The organism is Novosphingobium sp. TK71, from assembly GCF_055361505.1.
In genome coordinates, this window is the sequence record NZ_CM143962.1 from 2,262,334 (window position 1) to 2,284,912 (window position 22,579).

The window sequence follows — 22,579 nt, forward strand, 5'->3', positions numbered from 1 at the left end:
CGCCTCGATCCCGTTGGAAGGAATGATTGAATGACAATTGCCCTCGCCGGCGCCAGCGGATCACATCCGGAGACGCTGAAGCTGCTGGCACGTGAAGTCCGCGAGATGGCGCCTTCGATGGCGCTGACGGTCTTCGACATGTCGGCCTTCGACCTGCGCGGCACCGCCCGCTACGAGGATGCGGAGGGCGAAGTCATCAAGCCGACCCCGCGCGACGTCGGAATTCGCGCATGGTTCAAGACTGCGGGACCGAACGTAGCGGTCTCCGGCGGCACGCGCGCCTTCGCGCGGATGCAGCGCTATTTCGAGTCCGAACTCACCCGCCGCGGCACCCGCGTCCTGCTGCTCTCGCATTGCTGGGGCTTCCCGGAGCAGGCCCTGCTCAAGGCCGCCGCCGCCCTGGGCATCAGGATCGCCATGATCGACGAAGGGCCGTTCAGCCTGCCCCTCAATGGACGCGAGAGGGCTGAAGCCAGACGCGGGCTGCGCGGAACGCTCGCCCGCATCCTGCACCAGGCCGGACTCGTCCCCCGGCGCGACCTTACAGGGCAGGATTTCGATCGCCTGTTCATCACGGCCCAAGGCCGCGCGGATGAGCTTGTCCGGCGCGGTGTCGATGCCGACAAGATCCGTGTGGTCGGCTCGCCGCGATTCGATCGGATCGCCGCCACCGCCCGCGCACGGCAAGAACACCGCGACACTGCCGCGAAGCCGATCCGGGTTCTGTGGCTGCACCAACCATTCCGCAGTGACGGCAAAGTTTCGCGGCAGGAGGTAGACCGCGCCGAGACCATGCTCGCACAGGGCCTCGCAGCATTCTCGCGCGGCCGAGACCTCGTTGTCGGCCTGCGCCTTCATCCCCGAACCGAACAGGCGGAACGGGAACGGATGGCCCGGTTGATGGCAGAGCACGGCATCGCCAGCGAGATGGCCGAGGGGCCGCTATACGATCACTTCATAGACTGCGACTCTGTGGTGGGGTTCTACTCTTCGGCATTGCTGGAAGCGGCAGCCTGCGCCATCCCGGTGATCGTGGCGCGGCTCGCGCCCACCGCCTTCGCCCAGCAGGGAGAAGCCGCCAAGGCCCTGGCGATGACCGAAGTGGGTTTTGCCGTCGCCGACCAGCCAGACGATGTCGTCACCGCGCTCACGGCCCATCTGGAAGGCGACGACAGAGTGGATGTGGAAGCGCTGATCCGCGCGGAACTCGGCCCTCTCGAAGGTACCGGGACGGCCACGGTCGCCCGCTGGCTGATCGAGCAGCAGGCTCAGCCTGCGGGCGAGGCTTCCGCCCGGAGCTGATGGAGGGGTGCGGCCTTCCGCGATGACAGGAACGCCGCGGCCTCGTTCACGTCGGCCGCGACCTTCACCGGATTGGCCGACCACGAGCGCAGGGCCTGATCCATGCGCTTTTCGCCGAAGAGCGCGGGCACGAACAGACTGTTGTCGAAAGCTCCGAGATCGAGCAGCGCGGTGGAGACCGGGGCGACGAAGGCCCGGTAGCCGTGCTGCGTCACATGGCGGGTCAATCCATGCGGATCGGGCGCCATCGCGACATTGTCGATACCCGCCAGCATAGGGAGCAGCCCCGACCTGTCCTCACGCGGATGCGGCAGGTAATGGAGCGGCACGCCGGCAATCCGCGCGACTTGCGCCAGCCCGTCGGCAAGCTGGTCGCGCGTCAGTATTCCGTCGTCGACCAGCGGCGAACCGATGAACAGCACGGCATCCTCGGGCGCGGCGAGAACCGGATAGTCCCACGCGAGATTGCGCCGCTCGAAACGGTCGCGCACGATCATCCGGCCGCGATCCGCGCGGCGGCGCAGCGCCCCTCTCGGGTAGAAACCGGATACGATCTGCGCCGCACCGCGCGCCGCGTACCAGAGCGGGCTGGTCAGATCGATGTAATGGGAAAGGCCTTCTTCCCAGAGTTCGATCGGGCCTTCGAACCAGTCCGCGATCATCCGCTCCAGCGGCTCGCCTTCCAGGAACAGGATGAGCCGTTCAATCCCCAAGGGTTCGAGCATTTCGCGGACCCGGCCGTAATAGGCCCGGTTTTCCGCGATCTGCCGCATGGCGCCCCGGGGATTGCGAGGCAGCCGCCCTTCCCTGCCGAGATAGACCGCCTTACCGGGGTAGCGCCGCTCGATATCCTCGCGCAGATGGCTGTCCCGGTAGAGCACATGGTCGATCCGTGGATCGTTCGCATCGAGCAGTGCCAGATGCAGTGATGAACGCGGCAGGACGGCGGTGACCGTCATTACTGGGCAGCCTCCACACAGCCCTTGTCGAGCAGCAGTTCCGCCAGTTCCCGCAGCGCGCCCCTGCCACCGGAGCGCTCAAGCACGATCCCCGCCGCCGCAAGCGCGCGCGGATGCGCATCGGCCGGGGCAACCGAGCATCCCACCGCCGCCATGCATTCGAGGTCGTTCACGTCGTTGCCGACATAAACTGCCTCTTCCGGTGCAATGCCCTTCTGCGCCAGCCAGCGCAGCATGAGCGGAAGCTTGGTCTCGACCCCGTGCGTGCATTCGATCTGCAGCTTGGCGCAGCGCGCGGCGACGACCTTGTTCTGCTCCTTGGAGATCACCGTCATGGCAAGGCCTGCCTTGCGCAGCAGTTCGATCCCCATCCCGTCCGAACGCGAACAGGAAACCGCTTCTTCGCCGGATGTCGAAACGAGCACACGGTCATCGGTATGGACACCGTCGAAGTCCATGATGAGCGCCCGGACCCGGGCCGGCAGGCCCGCACCCACGGCATCGCGGCGCAAGCGGCGAATACGATCCTCGGCGATGCGGAAATCGGCAGGCTCATCGATCTCCTGCCAATGCTCGACCGGGATCTCGTGCATCGCGGTGCGACCGAAGAACCGGAATTGAACGTCCCGGAACTGCGGCACCTTCATGACATAGACCGAGCCGGTCTCAACGAACTCGGGCGTACGCTGTTGCCGCATGAGGCGGAAGGACTTATCGTGATTCACACCATCGGCGCCGGACTGCTCATCGCCGTGCCACAGGAAATAGTGGAACGGCACGACCGACAATGCGGTATCGGCCTGCTCCTCGATGAGCTTGCCGACCGTTCCGTCGATATCCCCGCTGCTGGTGAGCGGTGACGTGCATTGCAGGAACACCAGAAGGTCGGGCCGGTAGCCTTCCGTCTGATCGAGGTGATCCAGCACGTGCAGCAGCGCGTCTTCCGACTTCGCCATGTCGGAGGCGAGTTCAGGCGGCCGCATGATGACTTCGGCACCATAGGCGCGCGAAACCGAGGCGATCTCCTCGTCATCCGTGGAGACGACCACCCGATCGACGCTTTCCGCCAGCAGGGCGGCGTGGATCGTGTGTGCGATCAGCGGCTTGTCGAGCAGCGGAAGCACGTTCTTGCGCGGGATTCCCTTGGAGCCGCCCCGAGCGGGGATAATGGCTAGCGTCTGCATAGGTTCTGCTCCTTGGTCAGGCCCTGCGCCGGGCGCCAAGCGCCTCATGATAGCAACGCAGGATTTCGGCATTCATGCGCTCGCTGGTGAAGCGCTCCTGGAAACGGAGCCGGGCCTTTTCGCCCAGCATTTTCAATTCGGCACGGTCGAGCCGCGAAATGGCGTAGGACAACGCCTCGGGGTCGCCCGGGCGCACGAGCATGCCCGCCTCGCCGACGACTTCGGGAAGCGCATCGACCCGGCTGGCCAGAACCGGCCGCCCCTGCCGCATCGCCTCGATCGCCACCAGGCCGAAGCCCTCCCAACGCGAGGGCATGACGACCACGTCGGCCTTCTCGATGAAGCCCGGCACCTGGCTGCGGTCCCGCCAACCGTAATGGGTGACGTTGGGCAGGCTGGAGACCAGGCTTTGCCCGTTGGAGACCACGCGGTCGCCAATGACGTGGAGATGCACCGGCCGGTCCACCAGCGTGGCCATCGCCGCTTCGAGCACGTCGAAGCCCTTCTGCTCATCGAGACGGCCGATGAAAAGAAGATTGAGGACGTCGGATCGCATGTCTGCGGCGGGCAGGAGCAACTCCGGCGGCGCCGCGCTCACGCCGTTCTCGACGACCACCATGTTCTCTGCGCGAATGCCGCGGGACAGGGCGGACCGCCGTTCGAAATCGGAAATCGCGATGGTACGCTGGCCGAGCGGCGCCAGCAGGCGCTCGACGCCCGCATAGCAGCCCCGCTTCCAGTTCGCGCTGTCCATGTTGAAGGCCCAGCCATGCGAGCAGTAGACGACGGCCGGGCGCCGCGATGCCGGCAGCGCGGCGATGGGAAGGCGCAGCAATCCCGGAAACGTGCTGTGGAGATGAACGACAGTGGGCCGCTCGGCAAGAAGCGCGGACATCGCCGTCCGCATGAACCCCAGAAGCGCAACCGGCCCACGCCCCGAACTGTCGAAAGCATGGACAGAGGATCGCGGAAACCCGGGCAAGTGCCCAAGCTCATCCCCGCAGGCGACGAGCGACACATTCGCATCGCCCAGAGCCGCGCGCTGATAGGGAAGCAGTTCGCCGAGATAGCTCGCCGGGCCACCCGGCAGCTTCTGTGTGACGTGAAGGACTTTCATGGGTGCGCGAAGACCGATCCCGCCGGCTCAGGAAAGCCCGGAGCGAGCGGGATATGACTGCCTCACCCCGTTGTCGAGCGAGAAGGACTTCCGCTCCGGCCTCAACCCACGGCGATAGATCAGGCTCGTCACGAAAAAGAACTGCGCGAGCACCGGCGGGAATACGAAGCACCCGTCGATCGCCGCGAGAACGACATAGCCCAGCGCGCCTGCGGTAGCGGCCCTGCGCAGGGGCGAAAGCGACTTCAGATGCAGGAAGCCGAAGACCGGCCCGGCCGCGAATGCACAGACGGCGAAAAAGGTGCCGACGAGGCCGAATGAATTCAGGAAGCCGAAATAGATCACTTCAGGAATCATCAGCGTCTTGCCGCCCAGGACGGTCATTTCGAAATTCGTGAAGGTCTTCACACGCCCGCCGAGATTGGAATCGACGAGCTTTTCCGGCGTCCACCCCATCAGCGGCAGCAGCATGATCAGCAGGCCGCCCGCAACGACGAGACCGATCCAGACGCGCGGGTTGCGAACCTTGATCTGGCCGGTCAGCATCATGATCCCGGTGACGCCCACCATGCCGAACCACACGGTGCGGCTCAGTGTGCAGACCAGTGCAATGATGAACAAGGCGAGCAACAGGCGTCGCTTCTCGAACAGGAAATAGATCGGTGCGAGCATGACCATGCAGGCGCCGAAGATATTGCCGTTGTTGTAGGTCGACACCAGCTTCATCAAGATGCCGCGCCGGTTGTTCTTTCCGTAGATCTCACCATAATCCGCCGCGTTGACGGTGAGGTATGGGATCTGGATGATGTCCTTGATGATCGGGTAGAGGACGAAATTCACGATCCCCCAGATCACGGCAAATCGTACGCACCACAGCAGGGTGGTGGCGATGATGTCCGCAGGAACTTCCTCGAGGTAAGGCCCCAGGATCACCAGGACGCCGACCGGGAGGAAGAAGAACAGCACTTCATGCACGGCCAGCGCCGAAAACGTGAGGTGGTAGACCACGGACTTGACGAGGATCAGCAGGGCAACCGGCAGGAAGAACAGGATGACCTGCAGAAGCGGCTGGGCAAGCGGCATCGGCCTGCGCAATGCCCCGATCAACCCCACGGGCACCAGCAGGAACAACATCAAGTAGCCCCAGGTGATCGGCAGATCGCCCGCCTTGATGCCGCCCTTGGGGATCGCGACATTGAACACGATCAGCAGGACGGCGAGCGCAACAACGAACTTGCGCGCGCCGCTCAGGGAACTCCACGTTCCGGCACTACGGTTGCTGCCGGCGCCACGCGAAAAAGGCACCGGCACCGATACAGGCATGCTTGCCGAGGCCACGCTCAGTTCTTTCCTTCTCCACCCGCCGTGTACTGATAGTAATACTGCGTGTAGCCGTAAGACGAATGGCCACCGCGATCGAAGTCGAACTTGGTCAGGATGACCCCGATCAGGTTCGCGCCGCCACGGGCCAGACGCCGCAGGGCGGTCTGGGCCTGGTGCTGGCTAGCCTTGCCCGCTTCGTGCGCGAACAGCGTTGCCTCGACGCAGGAGGTCAGCTGAAGAGCGTCGGCCAGGCCGAGGACCGGCGGACAGTCAAGCATGATGACGTCATAATACTTCCCGAGTTCGGCAAGCGCCGGCACGAGAACTTCATGAGTCAGCAGGCGCGGCGCGCTGAGCGGAAGCGGTCCGCTGGGCAGCACTGACAGGTTCGCCGTATCGGTCTGGACGATCAGGCCGTCGAACGGAGCCTGGCCGGTCAGGTAGTTGGAGAACCCCTGGTCGTTTTTCAGGTCGAACAGCGCATGAAGCGATGGACGTCGCAAATCGGCGTCGATCAGCAGCGTACGCGAGCCCGACTGTGCGATCTCCCGTGCAATCGCCATGGAGGTGGTCGACTTGCCTTCACCCTGCTGCGTGCTGGACATGGCCAGCGTGCGCGGCAGGCCGTGCGCCGTCGCCATCTGGAGCGAGGTGCGAATGGAGTAGATCGATTCAGAGAACGCCGAACCGGGATCGTTGAGTTCGTCGCGCACACTGCCGGCCTTGGAAAGCGGCAGCAGCCCGAGCAGCGGAAGCCCGAACTTGCGCTCCACTTCGTCCGGAGAGCGGATGCTGTCGTCAAGCCGTTCACGGACGAGCGCGATGAGCACACCGAGCACGACGCCGATGATGGCGCCGATCAACGCGTTGAACAGCGGCTTGGGCCAGACCGGCGAACGCGGAATTTCCGCCTTGTCGATCACCGAGATATTGTTGATCGTGACGCCCGAAGCAGCATTGATCTCACGATAACGCTGCAGCAGGGCATCATAAAGCGCACGATTGGTATCGGCATCGCGGCGCAGGATCGACAGTTGCACGCCGCGTCCCTGCTCGGCCAGGCTCTTCTGGCGCATCTCCTCGACGCTGCTCTTGAGGCTGTTTTCCTGGTCTACAGCGATCTGGTACTGGTCGCGGATGGACCCGCGCACACGCTCCGCGGCATTGTTGATCACCGCATCGATCGCGGCGAGTTCAGCCTTTGCCTTGATGACCGTGGGATAGGCCTCCGCGTGGCGCTGCATTTCGCCCTGGAGGACGGCAGCCTTCTCGCCGCGGCTGCTCATCATGCCCTGGATGCTCGAATTGGAGAGCACATCGGGGATTTGCAGAAGCGGTGAGCGCGAGGCCTGTTGCCATTTCTGCTCAGCAAGGATGCGGTCGGTCGAAGCCTTGGCGTAGGCAGCATTGATGGCTTCGAGGTTCGAATCGGTCAGCGACTTGCTGCCGGATCCACCCGCAGCACTTCCCGAACCACCGCTATCAACTTCGGTGATGCCAGCCTGCTGGGCGAAAATGATGAGCGCGCGTTCGCTGCGTTCAAGCTGGACCCGGGTACGTTCGATCTGGTCCTGAAGGAACTTGCGGGAATAGTCCGAAGTGTCGAAGCGACGCTTCAGCGTGCTGTTGATGAACTGGACGCCGAACTCGTTGGCGATGATCTGCGCCAGCTTGGGGTCCGGGCTGGTGAAGTGGACTTCGACGAGGCGGGTGCCCGGTATCAGCTCAACCGAAAGGTTGGACTGAAGCATGTCGATGACGGCACGCTGCCAGCCTTCGCTTCCCGGAGCGCTCGTCGGGGGATCGCGGTCCATCCGCGTGAAGAACGTGGCATCGCGGAAGAGGTTCTGCGCGCGGGCCACCCGTTCGACCAGCGAACGGCTGGAAAGCAGGTTCACCTGGGTTTCGATATAGCTGTCGTCCCGGCCGGATTCGTCCAAAGACTGGCCGGAATTGCCGAGAACCTGCGGCGCCTGCTGCTCGATCTGGAGGGTGGTCTTCGCCTCATAGATCGGCGTGGAAAGCATGGCCACGAGCACGCCGACGAGAAGGCAGGCGATGGCCGTGCCGATCAGGATCCAGCGATTGCGGATAATGGCGGCGCGGATCGCATTGAGGTTCAGATCGACGCCGCCGAAGCCGGCGGCATCGTATGCCCCGGCAAAGCGGTCGTTGATGTTCATCGCCCCTTCCGGTGCGGACGGATATGGATTGTTCATCTCTATCGAGACCTTTTTCACATCACCAGGGGCCGGAAGAGCGCGAAGACCGGGACCATCTGCCTCAGGTCTCGCCAGAACGCACGCGACGACGAATAGCCGACGACAACCACGTCATTCCCCAGAATCGGAATATCCGGCTGTTCACCGCTCATGAGTGCGGCGACATCGAAGCGGGCCGCCATGCGCTGGCCATTGATCGTGCGGAAGACGATCACTTCGTCGAGCTTGGCGATCTCCGTTTCGCCGCCCGCACGGGCAACCGTTTCGATCAGCGTGGTATCGAGGCTGATCTCGTACACGCCCGGCTTCTGGACCTGACCGGTCACCACGACACGCTGACGTGCCGAACTCGTCACTGAAACGGCAACCTGCGGGTCACGCAGCAGGCGCCCCCGCAATGACCCTGCGATAGCGTTCGCCAGTTCCGTCGTGGTCAGGTCCTCGGCCTTCATCGGGCCAATGCCCGGAAGGGCGATCTGCCCCGAGGGGTCGACCTTGACATTGGCAACCGAAAGATCGGGTTCGAAGAACACGTTGACGCTCAACGTATCTTCCGGGCTGATGCGATAGGGGCCGCTCTTAACCTGTTCCGCCGCGCCGTTCATCATGGCGTAGGCTTCGGCGGCAGCCGGGATCGTGGGCGAAGCCTTGTAGGGCGCGGCGCAACCTGCGACCAACCCAACGCCAGCCACACACGTCAGAATTCTTGGCAACACTGCCTGTCTCCATGCGACAGCCCGGCCGTGGACCATCTGGCCCGGCCCGGACGGCTGCGTTCTACTTGATGGGATGACAATTCCGGGTTTCCTCGGAATGGAACGTGTCAGGACATTCGTCCCGAACAGGATCATGGCTCGATGCTCGGACGGCACGTGAAACGAGTTCCGTCCCTCGCCGAAACCTGGCGGGAACGCACCGACCGACTTGCTTGCATTCGATGTGATCCCCGGCTTGTCTCGTTCGTAATTGTGCCTAACCCGATTTGGAGTGCAGCGCAATATAGCCGCCCAGAATGGCGGCCTGCTTATAATGGATTGTAAAACCGCGTTTTACTGCGGGATAGATCATGCAGCGCGCCGATGCGCCCGAGCCATACCCCCCGCAGAAACACCATGTGCCGTGCGAGCCTTGCGTCGGCACGGTCAAACAAACGATTGTGCAGTGCGGAATTCGCCGCCGAACCCGCACAAAAGTTCGCCGGCCCCGAGACCGGCGAAGGGGTCGGATCACTCGACCACGATGGAGGAAACAGTACCGCTCCCGCTCGGCACCAGTATATCGACGGCCTGTGCAGGACAGGTGCCCGCAGGGATCACGAACCGCGCAGGGCTTTCCGAGAGTTGCAGGCGAATGATCAGGCCCGCGCCGTTGCCGGGGTTGTTGCAGGCAATGCGTATGGCAGGCGCCTCTCCGGTGAAGCGAGCCGAGACGTCATGAGGGCCCGGCTTCAGGGCGGAGAACCTCGAGGCGAGCGGCAGCGACATATTCTCGCCATTCTCGTACCGGATCGCAACCGACCGCCCCTCATCGACGAACTGGCGATCGATGCCGCCATCGCTCGGATAACTCCAGCCGAAAGGACTTTCCCGCTTGGCTGCACCGACGGGCCGCGAGAATGCGAAGCTCGTGGATTCGCCATCGGCCCCACACGATCCGTACCAGAGCTTTTCCGCAGCTTCCGCAGAACCACCGCGGAGCAACCTGACTGCGGCGCCCTGGATATTGCGGCAATCGAAACGCGCGCCATGCGCGCGGGCACGGTGTAACAGGTCCAAGTAGAGCGAAGGCTCAACGGCACCTGCCGCCCAGTTCACGAAGTCTCCTCGCCAAAGCGGATTGCTGCCGAGGATTGCAGCAAGTGCCTCCCGAGATCCATCTTCGGCCAGGACTGCCTGGGTCGCCGCATAAACGGCGTCACTTGCATCGCCCGCCCCCCAGAGCGCCGCCACACGCTCTGCCGCGACCTGATGGGCTTCTGCCGACTGGGCGAACATGACCATGCTGAGCTGCGCAACACGATCGCGCCACCCTCTTCCGGCTGCCATGACCAGCGCTTCGGAAGCCAGCGCTTCATCCTGCCGGGCCGATGCAGCCACACCGAGCAGCGAGAGGCTTTCCGACGGTACGGGACGGCGACGAACCAGTTCGCGCGCGATCGGCATTGCTGCCGCGGCGCCCTGGTCCTGCATCGCCTGATATCCGCTGACCTCCAGCGACATGTAGCGGAAAGCATCGGGAATATCGTCGGCAAGGCCGAACCGGTAGCGACTGAGGTAGTCCGCCTGAAAGCCGGCAGTAACCACGCCCACCAGCGCAAGCGCTGCGATCCACACGGTGTGGCCGAGCACCTTCTTCACGCCGGGATATCCTGGCCGGGTTCCGACGCCGGGCGCTGCTCGGCCTGCCAGACCGGGCCACCCGAGACGCCAGGAACCATTTCCCTGCGCGAACGACGAATGCGCGAGGGGGAATCCTCCAGAACCGATGCCGGCCGCGCGAGCAGCCCCGCCATCACTGCCGCAACGCAGATCATGGCCATGTTGCGCAGCGGATAGTCGACCCCGGATTGAAGCGCGATACACGCCAGAACGCCGCCGGCGCCCAACCGCAAGGCGGCATCGGGCTCTCGCCGCCCCTTCCAGATGCGGACAACAAACCAGAGCATCCAGCAGGCGACCAGCCCGAGACCGAAAACACCCGCCTCGACCGCGATTTCGAGATAGTCGTTATGGGCGCGGCGCGCCCGGCCGGAGCGGATGTTCTCCAGCGATTCGTCGACCTGGAAAACCTCGTCGAAAGACCCCATGCCCGCGCCGACCGGCCAGTAACGCCCCGCCGCGCTGAAGGCATCCTCCCAGATGAGCGCGCGCGCGTCTTCGAGACTGGAAAACCGGCCAAGCGAATTACCGATCGTGGACGTACCGATGGCACCCAATACTGCCGCCAGCAGGAGCACAGCCCCGGCGATCGCGACGAGCGCCTTGCGCGGGAGCTTTGCCAGCGGAACGCGCAGGACGCGGAAGAACGGGAACACCAGAACGATCAATGCAAGCGCGGTAATACCCATCGACGAGCGCGACTGCGTGAGCACGACCGCCACGACCAGGAACAGAGCACCAGCGACGACCGGCATCAGCCGGGCAAGTACGCGGTCCACCGGCCGAGCGATGAATGCAGCCACCAGCGCCACCAGCGACAGGCACAGGAAAAGGCCGGTGCTGTTGTGATTGGCGAAGGTGCCGTAGAGCTGGTCGGGACGGGCATTGGCGTAGAAGTTGCCGACCCTGTTGGCGGTCGACAGCTGCACGAGGCCGAACAGGACGTTCACGCCGCCCAGCACGGCAACGCAGCCCAGCACCCGGCGAGCCTGAGCACCGTTCAGATTGATGGCCAGCACAATGGCGGCAAATGCGGGAATCAGGGCGCTGGCAGCGATGGCCGTGCGATAAATCGCGAGCGAGACCGGAGCGCTCTGGTCCTGCGCGCCCACCAGCGACAAGGACTGGGTAACGATCTCCCGCCCCGGCAGATGCGCCCAGATGGATGCCGGCAGCGGGACCAGCTGCAACAGCGGCAGCAGTACGGTTGCGGCAAAGAGGACGGAGAACAGCCGGGGGGCGGCTCGGATCGCTTCGATCACGCGCGGCCCGTTGACGGCGAGGATCAGCAGGGAAACGAGCTGGATCAGGAAATTCAGCGAGGCCGCACCGAGACCTCCGCCACCCAGCAGCACTCCGGCTGCAAGAAGGAAGCAGAGCTGGGCATCTGGCCTGACCGCGACATCGAGCAACTGGCTCAGCGCGCCCTGGCGAGAAACATCTCTCCGTGAACGCGAGCTGACGTGCCTTGAAGGGGCCTTACGGATGCGTCGGCGAGATGTTTGATCCTGCATATACATAAAAACCCGGCCACCAACGAGTTGATGACCAGGCTTTCATTTAGTCGACAGGTCGATCAGTTCGAACCGTTCGACTTATCGTTGCCATTGTCGATGGCCTTGTAAAGACCAAAGCCAGCAGCGCCGAGCGCCAGAGCGCCAAGCACGTAGGCGCCAGCGGTCGCCTTCTGCTTCTTGTCAACCGAAGTCGTGGTGCGGCTGCCATAAACCGGCTTCACAACCGATGCCGAAGCCGAGGTGCCCGCCTGGGCAGCAACCGGGGCGAGGACCATCGTAGCAGCCGTAATACCGGCCACGAGAGAGCCAAACTTCATGTGTTTTGTCTCCTATTATTGCTCGATCTGTAGACCGACTAGGCTTGTCGCCCTATATCGCGCTGCACAATGAAACACAAGCACAAACACTTAGTTCCGAAAGCGCAGCGACTCGCCGCGTCTGCAGCATTGGCCGGTTTCATGCTTGTCATTGCGGTTCCCCCTGCCGTTGCTGCCGACACCGAATCATGGCCGATTGCATTGCGCACGGTCATGAAAAGGCTGGCTAACGTGGAGTGGCGATTGCACGAGGCGGCAGGTCAGACCTGCCCCCGCGAAGCCTCCGCCACGGGACTGACTATCGATGATCTAGGTAGTTACAACAAGGCCGACCGGACACTGCTCACCGCAAGCCTCGGGCTATCCGCCTTGCCGCAGGTGGCGGTCGTCGCGGCCGGAAGCCCGGCAGAAAGGGCTGGAATCCGCGAGTTTGACGAGATCGTCGCCATTGATGACACGCAGATGGCCACGCTGCGCGATGCAACCGATGCGAAGGGGACCATGGCGGAGCGTGTCGAGGAGATGCTGGCGGCACTGCCGGCCGATCATCCTGCCATGATCTTGCTGCACCGCAAAGGCGAGGAAGTCCGCGCGAGCCTAACCCCTCTGCGGCGCTGCGGCGTGCGCTTCGTACTCAAGACCGAAGGCGGGATCGATGCCTATTCCGATGACGACAATCTGGCGGTAACCGCCCGCTTCGTGGACTTTACCAAGACGGATGACGAGATCGCGCTCGTAGCCGGGCACGAGCTTGGCCACGTGATCGCGCTGGACCGTGATGCCAAGAGCATCGGCCAACGCCGAAGCATGGAAGATCGCGCCGATATTCTCGGCGTGGAACTGGCATCATGCGCCGGTTATGATATTGAAAAGGGTCTGGAATTCTGGCGACGCTTCAACCAGCGCGACTGGCTGCGCTGGTTCCGCGATCCGAGCCATCGCAACGTGCCCGAACGCATCCGCCGCATGCAGGCGCACCCCGCGCCCGCAAGCTGCCCGGTTTCGGCGATTCCCGCACTGCAGCCCGACTGAAACACGAAATGGAGCGGCACCCTGCGCGCCGCTCCATTTCGCACTTGCGAATTCGCAGTAAATTCAGGCGCGTCCGACAGACAGATAAGTAAAGCCGGCCGAACGCATGTCTTCCGGTTTGTAGATATTGCGAAGATCGACCATGACCGGCGCCTTGGCGAGATCCTTGACCCTGCCAAGGTCGAGTGCGCGGAAGGCATCCCATTCGGTAACGATGACGACCGCATCGCTATCAGCGATGGCGGCATAGGGATCGCCCACCATCTCGACGAAAGGCATCAGCGGGCGGGCCTGCTCCATGCCTTCCGGATCGAAGGCGACGACCGATACCCCGGCGTCGAACAGGGTCTGGGCAACCGCGATCGACGGACTGTCCCGCATGTCGTCGGTGTTGGGCTTGAAGGTCAGGCCGAGCAGCGCGACGCGCTTTCCGCGCGCCGCATCGGCGCCGCCGAGCGCCTCGACCACCTTGCGGCCCATGGCGCGCTTGCGGGTATCGTTCACCTTCACCACGGCTTCGACGATCCGGACGGGGCTGTCGTAGTCTTCCGCCGTCTTGAGCAGGGCCAGCGTATCCTTCGGGAAGCACGAGCCGCCATAACCCGGGCCGGCATGCAGGAACTTGGAGCCGATGCGGCCATCGAGACCGATCCCTCGCGCCACGTCCTGCACGTTGCCGCCAACCTTCTCGCAAAGATCGGCCATCTCGTTGATGAAGGTGATCTTCACCGCGAGGAAGGCATTCGCGGCATACTTGGTCAGTTCGGACGAACGGCGGCTGGTGAACAGCAGCGGCGATTCGTTGAGGAAAAGCGGGCGGTAGACTTCGCGCATGACCTCGCGGCCGAAATCGTTCTCGGCGCCGATGACGATGCGGTCGGGCCGCTTGAAATCGCCGATGGCCGCGCCTTCGCGGAGGAATTCCGGGTTGGAGACGACGGCGAAGCGATGCGTCGTACCGCTTTCCCGCAGGATGCGCTCCACTTCGTCGCCGGTGCCGACCGGCACGGTGGACTTGGTGACGACGACGGCATCGTTGGCGAGATGCTCGCCGATTTCGCGTGCCACCGCATAGACGAAGGACAAGTCGGCATGGCCGTCGCCGCGCCGCGAGGGCGTGCCCACGGCGATGAAGATCGCCTTGGCATCGCGGATGCCTTCGGCCAGGTCCGTCGTGAACGAGAGGCGCCCTGCCTTAACATTGCTGGCGACCAGGGCATCGAGCCCCGGTTCATAGATCGGCATCACGCCTTCATGCAGGCGATCGATCTTGGATTGGTCCTTGTCGATGCATACGACGTCGTGACCGAAATCGGCGAAACAGGCGCCTGAAACCAGTCCGACGTAGCCAGAACCAACCATCGCAATTTTCATGTAAACACCACCTTGCAGCTCACGGCGCCCTTACACGCCGGTTCGATGGAATCAAAGCGTGCGGACATAGCCCCGATACCAGTCAACGAAGCGCGGCACACCCACCTCGATCGGAGTACTGGGCGTATATCCAGTATCGCTCGTAAGTGCTGTAATGTCGGCATAAGTCGCCTCGACGTCACCCGGCTGCATGGGCAGCAACTGCAGTTCCGCGCGGACCCCGCATGCCTCTTCGAGCACCTCGATAAGCCGCATGAGATGTTCGCTGCGGTGGTTGCCGATATTGTACAGCGCATGGGGCTTGATGCTCCCACCCGCCTTTTCCTGCCCGTCATCGGCGGGTGGACGGTCGATGCAGGCCAGCACCCCGCCGACGATATCGTCGATATAGGTGAAGTCCCGGTACATCTCGCCTTGGTTATATACCTCGATAGGGCGGCCCGAGAGGATACGTTCGGCAAACTTCCACAGCGCCATGTCCGGCCGGCCCCATGGACCGTAGACGGTGAAAAAGCGCAGACCCGTCAGCGGGATGCGGAAAAGGTGGGCATAGGTCTCGCTCATCAGCTCGTCCGCCTTCTTGGTGGCCGCATAAAGCGAGACGGGATGATCGGCACGATCCTCCACCGCGAAGGGCAGCTTGGCGTTGCCGCCGTAGACCGAACTGGAACTGGCATAGACCATGTGCGCAACCTGGCGCGCACGCGCCAGTTCGAGCATGTTGACGTGCCCGGCAAGGTTGGAGGCGACATAGGCCTGCGGGTTTTCGAGTGAGTAGCGCACCCCTGCCTGCGCGCCGAGGTGAACGATCACCTCGAAGCGGTAGGGTTCCAGCGTCGCCGTCAGCCGGTCCATGTCCGAGAAATCGAGCTGGTGGAACGTGAACAGATTGCCGAAGCGCGCAGCCAGCCGGTCTCGCCGGGCTTCCTTGAGTGAGACGGCGTAGTAATCGTTCATGTTGTCGATACCGATCACCGGCGTTCCCTTCGCCATCAGGGCTTCGGCAACGGCGGCGCCGATGAAACCGGCGGCACCGGTCACGAGAATGGCGGATTGGGAAAGCATCGAAACTCCAGTCGGTACGGCAGCGGTTGGGCGGAGCGGGGTGGCGCCCACCTTCTAGAGATCAACCATGAAGCAACGATTGCCAAGGGCCCTGCGCCGGGGAACTGCACCGACAGCTCTCGTCTCCGGATGTTGCACCGTTATGGCGCCGTTCCCCTCGACGTTTCGTTTGACGCTCCGTGACGCGCGGCATATCCCTCCGAAAAGGCTGCAAACTGCCTTCCAGTCCCTATTGCCGTCGGACATAGCGAGACCATGACTTCCAGACCCCCCGTTCTCGTCACCGGCGGTGCCGGCTATATCGGCAGCCACGCCGTTCTTGCGCTCAAGGACGCCGGCTGGCCCGTCGCCGTGATCGACAACCTGACGACCGGCTTCCGTTTCGCCATTCCCGAAGGCGTCCCGCTTTACGAAGGCGACATCGAGGATGCCGACCTGCTGGCCCGGATTTTCGCCGAACAGGGTACAAAGGCCGTCATGCACTTCGCCGGATCGATCATCGTGCCGGAATCGGTCGAGAATCCGCTGAAGTACTACCACAACAACACGGCCAGGAGCCGGGCGCTGATCGATGCCGCGGTCAAGGCGGGCGTGCCGCACTTCATCTTCAGCTCTACCGCGGCCACTTACGGCATTCCCGAGGTTTCGCCCGTTACCGAGGACAGCCCGAAGCTGCCGATCAATCCCTACGGCATGTCCAAGCTGATGACGGAGATCATGCTGGGCGACGTCGCGCGGGCGCACCGCTTCAACTTCTGCGCGCTGCGCTACTTCAATGTCGCAGGCGCCGATCCACAGGCCCGCACCGGCCAGTCCACGGCGGGCGCCACGCACCTCATCAAGGTCGCCGTGGAGGCCGCCCTGGGCAAGCGCAGCCATGTCGCCGTATTCGGCACCGATTTCGATACTCCCGACGGCACCGGTGTGCGCGACTACATCCACGTATCCGATCTCGCCAATGCCCACGTCCTTGCGCTGGAAGCGCTGATCGCCGATCCGGCGCGGTCGCTGACGATGAACTGCGGATATGGCCAGGGCTTCTCCGTCCTCGACGTGCTGGATGCGGTGGACCGGGTAACGAACCTCACGATCGACCGCCGCCTCGAAGGCCGCCGCGCGGGCGATCCGGATTCGCTCATTTCGGACAATAGCCGCATCAAGGCGACACTGCCCTGGACGCCGAAATACGCGGACCTGCCCACCATCGTCGAACACGCGCTCGCGTGGGAGCGCAAGCTGGACCAGATTCGCGAAGGATGAACGAAAAGGGGATGAACGAAAAAGGCCCCGGCAGGATGTCCTGCCGGGGCCTTTTCGGTTTGCGCCGCAATCCGTTCGGCAGCCAACGCCCGATCAGAACGCGATGCTGAGAGACGCGCGGGTCGAAAGATCGGTAGCGTCGCTGGTGCGTTCCATGCGGGCAGTGATCTTCCACGTGAAGTCGAGTCCGCCCGCCAGCATCGAGACCTCGCTGACCCAGGCTCCCTTGAGGCTTTCCGGCGTGATCGTGAAGGCATCGCCGGCATCGTAAGTGTCGCCGCCGTTGAAGTAGGCAGTCGTGCTGCCGAGCTTGCCGGAGACGAGTTCGCGGCGGCCCGCCTCCACCTGGAACGTCAGCGGGTGCCAGTCGGGAGAGATCGTGCCCAGCGAGTAGGAGGCCGTCAGTGTCGGCGTTACCGTGGTGGCCTTGCTGGTGCGGCTTGCCACGGTCAGCGCCATGGCGTCGGTGTCGGCGGTTTCGCTGTAGCCGTTCTCCTTCAGCCAGAACTGCTCGAGTTCGACCTTGGGCTTGAGATTAAAACGGCGCGACATGTCGAAGCGGTAGGACGCGCCGGCCAGGCCCGAGAACAGCCAGCCGCTCCACTTGCCGTCCGCGGCATAGGTGAAGTCGGTATCGTCGATGGTGCCGGTGAAAGTGCGCGTCGAATCCACCGAAATCCGCGAGGCGCCGATACGCGCCCACGCCATGAACGGCCCCTTGGCATTGCGCCAGAACAGGCCAAGGTCATGCTGGCCCACATCGAGATTCCCGGTGCCGCCGTTGTCCGTCACGCTGCCCTGCAACCACGCATAGGACACGCCGAAGTAGCCCAGCGAAGTGCGCCGCTCGACGCCGCTGGAAAGCCCCCATCCGCTGGCCTTGTAGCCCGCGGTCGACCCCGCATCCTTGCTGGTGCGCCAGTAGACCGGCTCGAACCAGCCGCCGATGTCGGAGATGGAGAACATCGACGATTCGTCCGAAAGATGCCGCGCGGCCATGCGGTCGCCGTGAGTCACCGCATCGAATACGCCGCCCGAATGATCGGGAAGCAGCGCCGAGACCTGGGTCTGGAGCGTTGCCGAATCGTCCACGTCGAGCAGGCTCGCCGTCAGCGAATCATCGTTCTGTGCGGTCGAGTAGATCGCATCCCAGGCCGATGCTTCGCTGCGCGTCAGGCCGAGTTCGGCGGTCGTCTTGCGCTCGATGGTAAGATAGACGCTGTTGTCATCGGTCGAAACCTCGCCGTTGTAGATGAACGGCAGGTCGGTCTCGGTCGAGTCCAGCGTGCCCTGAACATCGAGGCTGCTGGCAGTCAGCACCGTGTAGGTGCCCTCGGCATCGCCGAGGTCGGTGACTGTGGCCGTGATCTTGGTCCCGCTTTCCAGCGTCGCGTTCGCCACGTTGATGAGCGAACTCGTACCTTCCTGGGGATCGACGTAGACCCCCAGGATACCGCCGGACTTCACGATGAGGTTGCCGAAGCTGATGTTCTCCGCCTCGCTCGCTGTAAGCTTGGAACCGCTGCCGACCGTGACGGTCAGGTTGTCGGCATTGCTGAAGTTGCCCGAATAGACCGAAGTGCCGGAAAGCGACAGCGTGCCGTCGTTTCCGGCAAAGTCCATGGTGCCCACGAAGCTCGACGTGCCGGCAAGCGATGCCGTTCCCCTACCGCTGCCGAAGTAGACATCGCCGGTGTAGACGGTGTTGCCGGACAGGCTGAGCGTGTCATCGCCGTTGCCGAAATAGGTATCGCCGGTGATCGTGCCGGTCGAAGCACTGAGCGTGTCATTGCCGGAACCAAGCAGGATGTTCCCGGTGATGCTTGCATAGATGGTCGGATCGGTATCCGTGTCGTTGTCTTCGAGATATTCCGCGCTGGTCTCGGCGTCCGCATCGTTGAGGTACTGGCTGATGGTCACGCCGGTCGTGTTCGCGGACAGGTCGAGCGCGGTCGTCGTGTCGGTGTCGGAGCCGGTTGCGGAAATGAAACCGGTGTTGTCGATCGTGGTCAGCGTGCCGGAAAGATCGCGGACCGCGGTGGAGGAACCGTCGCCCTGCGAGGTGATGCCCGCCGCGATCGAGCCGCTGTTGTAGAGGCTGGTGACAGTGCTGCCCTTGTTGATGAGCAGGGCGGTCGCCGCCGAATCGTATGTCGTGGCGCTGAGAGTGCCGGTCACGCCGATGCCGTCTGTCAGGGTGACGTTGCCACCCTGCCCGCCGATCACCAGGCCATAGGCGTCGGTCTTGCTGTAGTACGAGTTGGAACTGACGGTTCCGTCGATGGCGATCGAATAGGTCCCGGAATTGCTGGAAACGCCGCCGACCGTGATGTCGCTGGTGCCGCCCACCTGGATGGCCGGGCCATTGCCGTAGGACACGACCGCGCCGGTGCCTTCCTCGTCGTCATCGACACCGTCATTGTCTTCATCGTCGTTGGTGCTGTCATTGTCGACCGGCGGAGCAGCCACATAGATGCCACCTGCAACGTTGCCGGTGATGTCCACCGTCGCAGTGCCCGAGCGCAGCGCGGCGCGTGAAAGCACGACGGTGTTGCTGTCGTCATCGGTGTAGGAGGCCCGATTGGCCACCGTGCCCTGAATGGTCACGGTGCCGGTCACGTCTCCGCCGACCGAGAGCGCGGTCGCCCCGGCGCCGGTCGCATAGACTGTGCCTTCCACGGTAACGTCACCGTCCACCGCCTTCGTCGAGATGCCTACGGAATTGTCGCCGATCACGCTGATGGTGCCGGTGTTCGTGATATCGCCCACATAGTCGCTGTCCACGACGATGCCGCCGGAATCCTGGCCTTCCACCGTGATCGTGCCGGCGTTGAGGATCGAGCCGCTGGTCGCCGCGCCGGACAGGACATGAATGCCGTAGCGATTGCTGGCCGAGGCGCTGTCCGAGCCGGTCGTCTCGGGAACGTAGTCCTCGGTCACCGCGATCGAACCGTCCTCACCAACGGCAATCGTCGAGGTGGTGCCGGCATTTACGGTGATGCCGGTCGCACCGTCGGCATCGTCGAGCACGAGCCCGCCTTCGACGTCTACGGCGTTGCTGCTGTCGACGGTGACCGCCGACCCGCCGGCTAGCGTGATCGTGCCGTCCTCGGTCACGGTAACATCGCCTGCGCTGGACGTTACCAGCGGCGCGGTCGTGTCGGTGGAAACCTTTGTGGCGGCAAGGGTGGGAGCGGCGACGAGGGCAAGGACCAGCGCGCCGATGCTGGAAGACGTGTGAAGCGAGTTCATGTCTGGAATCTCGTGATGAGCGTGAAAGCGGTATCCGGTGCCGCCTCTCGGCCGGCGCCGGAGATTCAGGCGGCGATGCCGATGAGCGCGGTGCCGGTGTATCCGGCCGTCAGGCTGCCGCTCAGCGTCGGCGTCATCTGCGCCAGTTGCGCGGAACTGTTGTCACCGAAGACATTGTCCGACGACAGCGAGATCGCGTTGTAGTTGGCGATGCTGGCCGTATAACGCGTATCGCCGGTGAACACGGCGGTGTTGGTGGCAGCCGGCATGGCAAGCTGCGAGATGAGACTGGCCGTGCGGCCGGTGCTTGCCGAAGTCAGGCCGCCCGTGAAGATCTCGAAATGAATGTGCGGCCAGCGTCCCGAGTAACAGGCGGGATAGATGGTCGTGAACGTCACCTTCCCCTCGCTGTCGGTCACCTGCACGCCGCGCAGGTAGCTTTCGGTGGTGACGCCGCTCGAATAGAGCGAGTACTTCCCGGCGGCATCGCAGTGCCAGACATAGATCGCCGCGCCTTCTATCGCCGCGCAGCCGTTGTTCACGTCGACGAGTTGCAGTGTCAGTTCCAGTGCGACACCGGCGGCGGTCGTCGTCGAATTGATGAAGCTGGAACGGATATCCGAGCGCACCACACCGCTCACGGTCAGCACGTTGGAGGTCGAACCGCTTGCCGTGTTGGTGCCATCGGCGGGATAGGGGCCGTTGGTTTCGGTGGGATCGGCGATGCAGGTATCGGCGGAACTTCCGCCCGACGAGGTGGACGAAGAACTGGTCGACGAAGTGCTGGACGAAGTCGTGCTGGAACTGCTGGTGGAACTCGTGGAACTGGACGAGCCGGAGCTTCCCGAAGACGAGGCACCGTCATCCCCTCCACATGCCGCAACGCCCGCCACACTGCCCGCGCTGGCAAGAATGGCCAGCGCCCGGCGGCGTCCTATCAGGTTCTCGCCGAATGCCCGCCCGATGGTCTGAAGATCATGGGCAAGCCCGCGGTCATGGTCGTCCATTGAAATATCCCCTCGTGTCGCAATTCGCGCGACGCCCGGAGGACCGGTGCCGCGGATCAGGTCACGACGAGGATTGAAAGCCGGCAGTTGCCACCGGATTTCAGATGCATTTCATCTCTGTAGCCGCACGGTCCGTCCCGGCGGCCGATGCTCATCTGGCTGAAATGTCGCCCGAGACCGAGGGCACGAAGAGATACCCCTCATTGCGCACGGTGCGGATGATGTCGCCGCCACCATCGCCTTCGGCAAGCTTGCGGCGCAGGCGGGAAAGCTGGACGTCGATGGCGCGATCGTAGTGATCGCTGTCTTCCCCGCGCGACCAATCGAGCAACTGGTCGCGCGTGAGGACACGTCGCGGGTGCTCGGCGAATGCCCGCAGGAGGCGGAACTCGCCATCCGAAAGCGAGATCAGCCGGTTGCCGGGATCGAACAGCAGGCGCAGGCCCAGGTCCATCCGCCATCCGCCAAAGTGCAGACACTCCCCGGAATGCACGTCGTTGACCGGCGTCGCTTCCAAAGGCGCGGCCGCAACGACCCGCTCGGCCACCCCGCCCACTGCCGCGCGGCGGCGCAGGACGGTGCGGATGCGGGCCAGCAGTTCGCGCGGATTGCACGGTTTCGCCAGATAGTCGTCCGCACCCATTTCCAGGCCGACGATGCGATCGACGTCGCTTCCCACGGCCGAAAGCATGATGACCGGCGGCGCATCGGGTCCAAGCTGGCGGAGTGCGGTAAGGCCATCTTCGCGCGGCATCATCACGTCCAGCACGATGAGATCGAAATCCTCGCGCGCCAGCAGTTCGCGCATCGCCGAAGGATCGGCGGCAGTCTGCGTGGCGTAGCCATGCTTGCCCAGGAACTCGCCGATCAGCGAGCGGATGCCTTCATCGTCGTCGACGATGAGGATGCGGGTCTGAAGGTCCATCGGAGCACGTTCTAGGATCATTGTGCGCCAATAGGAACCCCGCGTTCCACCCGGATTTCAGCCCCTGTTACAGCTTGTGACAGCCCGTAACAGGCGTGAAATGCCGGTGAAATCCGCAGGCAAAGTCCCGCGCCGAACAAGATGGCCATGAACAACCCAGTTCGTCAGGTTCCGTCTTGGATGGCCTGCAGCGCGGACCCCGTCGCATCCCCCGCGACTCCCGCAATGATGCTGCATGTCTCCGATACGGCCGGAACCACCGTCCGGTTAGCCACCGCCAAGGCGCCGGTCGGTGCCGGGCCCGTCGCAGCGGCAGGTCACGTAGTCGCACCCGCCCTGTCCTGC

17 protein-coding genes are annotated in these 22,579 nt (G+C 63.7%); 3 read left to right on the forward strand and 14 right to left on the reverse strand.

The window, feature by feature from the left end; genetic code table 11:
- Positions 1-30: 30 nt before the first annotated feature.
- A complete protein-coding gene (locus ACXJ16_RS10525) occupies positions 31-1,302 on the forward strand; it encodes a glycosyltransferase family protein (RefSeq protein WP_132469404.1) in 1,272 nt (423 codons plus the stop codon).
- On the opposite strand, the gene ACXJ16_RS10530 is transcribed toward ACXJ16_RS10525, so the two are convergent.
- The 9 genes from ACXJ16_RS10530 to ACXJ16_RS10570 all read right to left on the reverse strand — a co-directional run bounded on the left by ACXJ16_RS10530 (position 1,269) and on the right by ACXJ16_RS10570 (position 12,319).
- Entirely contained in the window at positions 1,269-2,261 is a 993-nt protein-coding gene (locus ACXJ16_RS10530; RefSeq protein WP_324698108.1) for a hypothetical protein, read from the reverse strand. The genes ACXJ16_RS10525 and ACXJ16_RS10530 overlap by 34 nt on opposite strands.
- Positions 2,261-3,445, reverse strand: coding sequence for an acylneuraminate cytidylyltransferase (locus ACXJ16_RS10535; RefSeq protein WP_324698106.1), 1,185 nt, complete (start codon positions 3,443-3,445; stop codon positions 2,261-2,263). Before ACXJ16_RS10535 ends, ACXJ16_RS10530 begins: the two co-directional genes overlap by 1 nt.
- A 16-nt stretch (positions 3,446-3,461) precedes the next feature.
- Positions 3,462-4,562, reverse strand: a complete 1,101-nt coding sequence (locus ACXJ16_RS10540; RefSeq protein ID WP_185998040.1) for a glycosyltransferase — start codon at positions 4,560-4,562, stop codon at positions 3,462-3,464.
- Between the two features lie 27 nt (positions 4,563-4,589).
- Positions 4,590-5,867: a hypothetical protein gene (locus tag ACXJ16_RS10545; RefSeq protein WP_185998041.1), complete on the reverse strand. Its 1,278-nt coding sequence runs from the start codon at positions 5,865-5,867 to the stop codon at positions 4,590-4,592.
- A gap of 35 nt (positions 5,868-5,902) precedes the next feature.
- The gene (locus ACXJ16_RS10550) at positions 5,903-8,068 is read right to left on the reverse strand and encodes a GumC family protein (RefSeq protein WP_054436568.1); all 2,166 of its coding nucleotides are present in this window, start codon (positions 8,066-8,068) and stop codon (positions 5,903-5,905) included.
- 53 nt (positions 8,069-8,121) lie between these two features.
- Positions 8,122-8,784: a polysaccharide biosynthesis/export family protein gene (locus ACXJ16_RS10555; protein ID WP_324698103.1), complete on the reverse strand. Its 663-nt coding sequence runs from the start codon at positions 8,782-8,784 to the stop codon at positions 8,122-8,124.
- A gap of 549 nt (positions 8,785-9,333) precedes the next feature.
- On the reverse strand, positions 9,334-10,464 hold the full coding sequence (locus tag ACXJ16_RS10560) for a hypothetical protein (RefSeq protein WP_324698100.1): 1,131 nt from the start codon (positions 10,462-10,464) through the stop codon (positions 9,334-9,336).
- The gene (locus tag ACXJ16_RS10565) at positions 10,461-11,897 is read right to left on the reverse strand and encodes an O-antigen ligase family protein (RefSeq protein WP_443478098.1); all 1,437 of its coding nucleotides are present in this window, start codon (positions 11,895-11,897) and stop codon (positions 10,461-10,463) included. Before ACXJ16_RS10565 ends, ACXJ16_RS10560 begins: the two co-directional genes overlap by 4 nt.
- Positions 11,898-12,061: 164 nt before the next feature.
- The gene (locus ACXJ16_RS10570) at positions 12,062-12,319 is read right to left on the reverse strand and encodes a hypothetical protein (protein WP_054436577.1); all 258 of its coding nucleotides are present in this window, start codon (positions 12,317-12,319) and stop codon (positions 12,062-12,064) included.
- A 69-nt stretch (positions 12,320-12,388) separates the two neighbouring features.
- Here ACXJ16_RS10570 and ACXJ16_RS10575 point away from each other — a divergent pair, with 69 nt between their 5' ends.
- Positions 12,389-13,351: a PDZ domain-containing protein gene (locus ACXJ16_RS10575; RefSeq protein ID WP_443478097.1), complete on the forward strand. Its 963-nt coding sequence runs from the start codon at positions 12,389-12,391 to the stop codon at positions 13,349-13,351.
- Positions 13,352-13,414: 63 nt separating this feature from the next.
- Here ACXJ16_RS10575 and ACXJ16_RS10580 read toward each other — a convergent pair whose 3' ends face one another.
- Both ACXJ16_RS10580 and ACXJ16_RS10585 read right to left on the reverse strand, forming a co-directional pair.
- Positions 13,415-14,725 carry a UDP-glucose dehydrogenase family protein gene (locus ACXJ16_RS10580; RefSeq protein ID WP_132469408.1) on the reverse strand — a complete coding sequence of 437 codons (1,311 nt, stop codon included), beginning with the start codon at positions 14,723-14,725 and terminating at the stop codon, positions 13,415-13,417.
- Positions 14,726-14,776: 51 nt separating this feature from the next.
- Positions 14,777-15,790, reverse strand: coding sequence for an SDR family NAD(P)-dependent oxidoreductase (locus ACXJ16_RS10585; RefSeq protein ID WP_185998046.1), 1,014 nt, complete (start codon positions 15,788-15,790; stop codon positions 14,777-14,779).
- A 255-nt stretch (positions 15,791-16,045) separates the two neighbouring features.
- On the opposite strand from ACXJ16_RS10585, the gene galE reads away from it, so the two are divergent.
- Positions 16,046-17,050: a UDP-glucose 4-epimerase GalE gene (galE, locus tag ACXJ16_RS10590; RefSeq protein WP_054436580.1), complete on the forward strand. Its 1,005-nt coding sequence runs from the start codon at positions 16,046-16,048 to the stop codon at positions 17,048-17,050.
- Between the two features lie 93 nt (positions 17,051-17,143).
- Here galE and ACXJ16_RS10595 read toward each other — a convergent pair whose 3' ends face one another.
- The 3 genes from ACXJ16_RS10595 to ACXJ16_RS10605 all read right to left on the reverse strand — a co-directional run bounded on the left by ACXJ16_RS10595 (position 17,144) and on the right by ACXJ16_RS10605 (position 22,255).
- The gene (locus tag ACXJ16_RS10595; RefSeq protein WP_463920640.1) at positions 17,144-20,302 is read right to left on the reverse strand and encodes an autotransporter outer membrane beta-barrel domain-containing protein; all 3,159 of its coding nucleotides are present in this window, start codon (positions 20,300-20,302) and stop codon (positions 17,144-17,146) included.
- A gap of 65 nt (positions 20,303-20,367) precedes the next feature.
- On the reverse strand, positions 20,368-21,309 hold the full coding sequence (locus ACXJ16_RS10600; protein ID WP_324698090.1) for an intradiol ring-cleavage dioxygenase: 942 nt from the start codon (positions 21,307-21,309) through the stop codon (positions 20,368-20,370).
- Between the two features lie 151 nt (positions 21,310-21,460).
- On the reverse strand, positions 21,461-22,255 hold the full coding sequence (locus ACXJ16_RS10605; protein ID WP_054436586.1) for a response regulator: 795 nt from the start codon (positions 22,253-22,255) through the stop codon (positions 21,461-21,463).
- Positions 22,256-22,579: the final 324 nt, after the last annotated feature.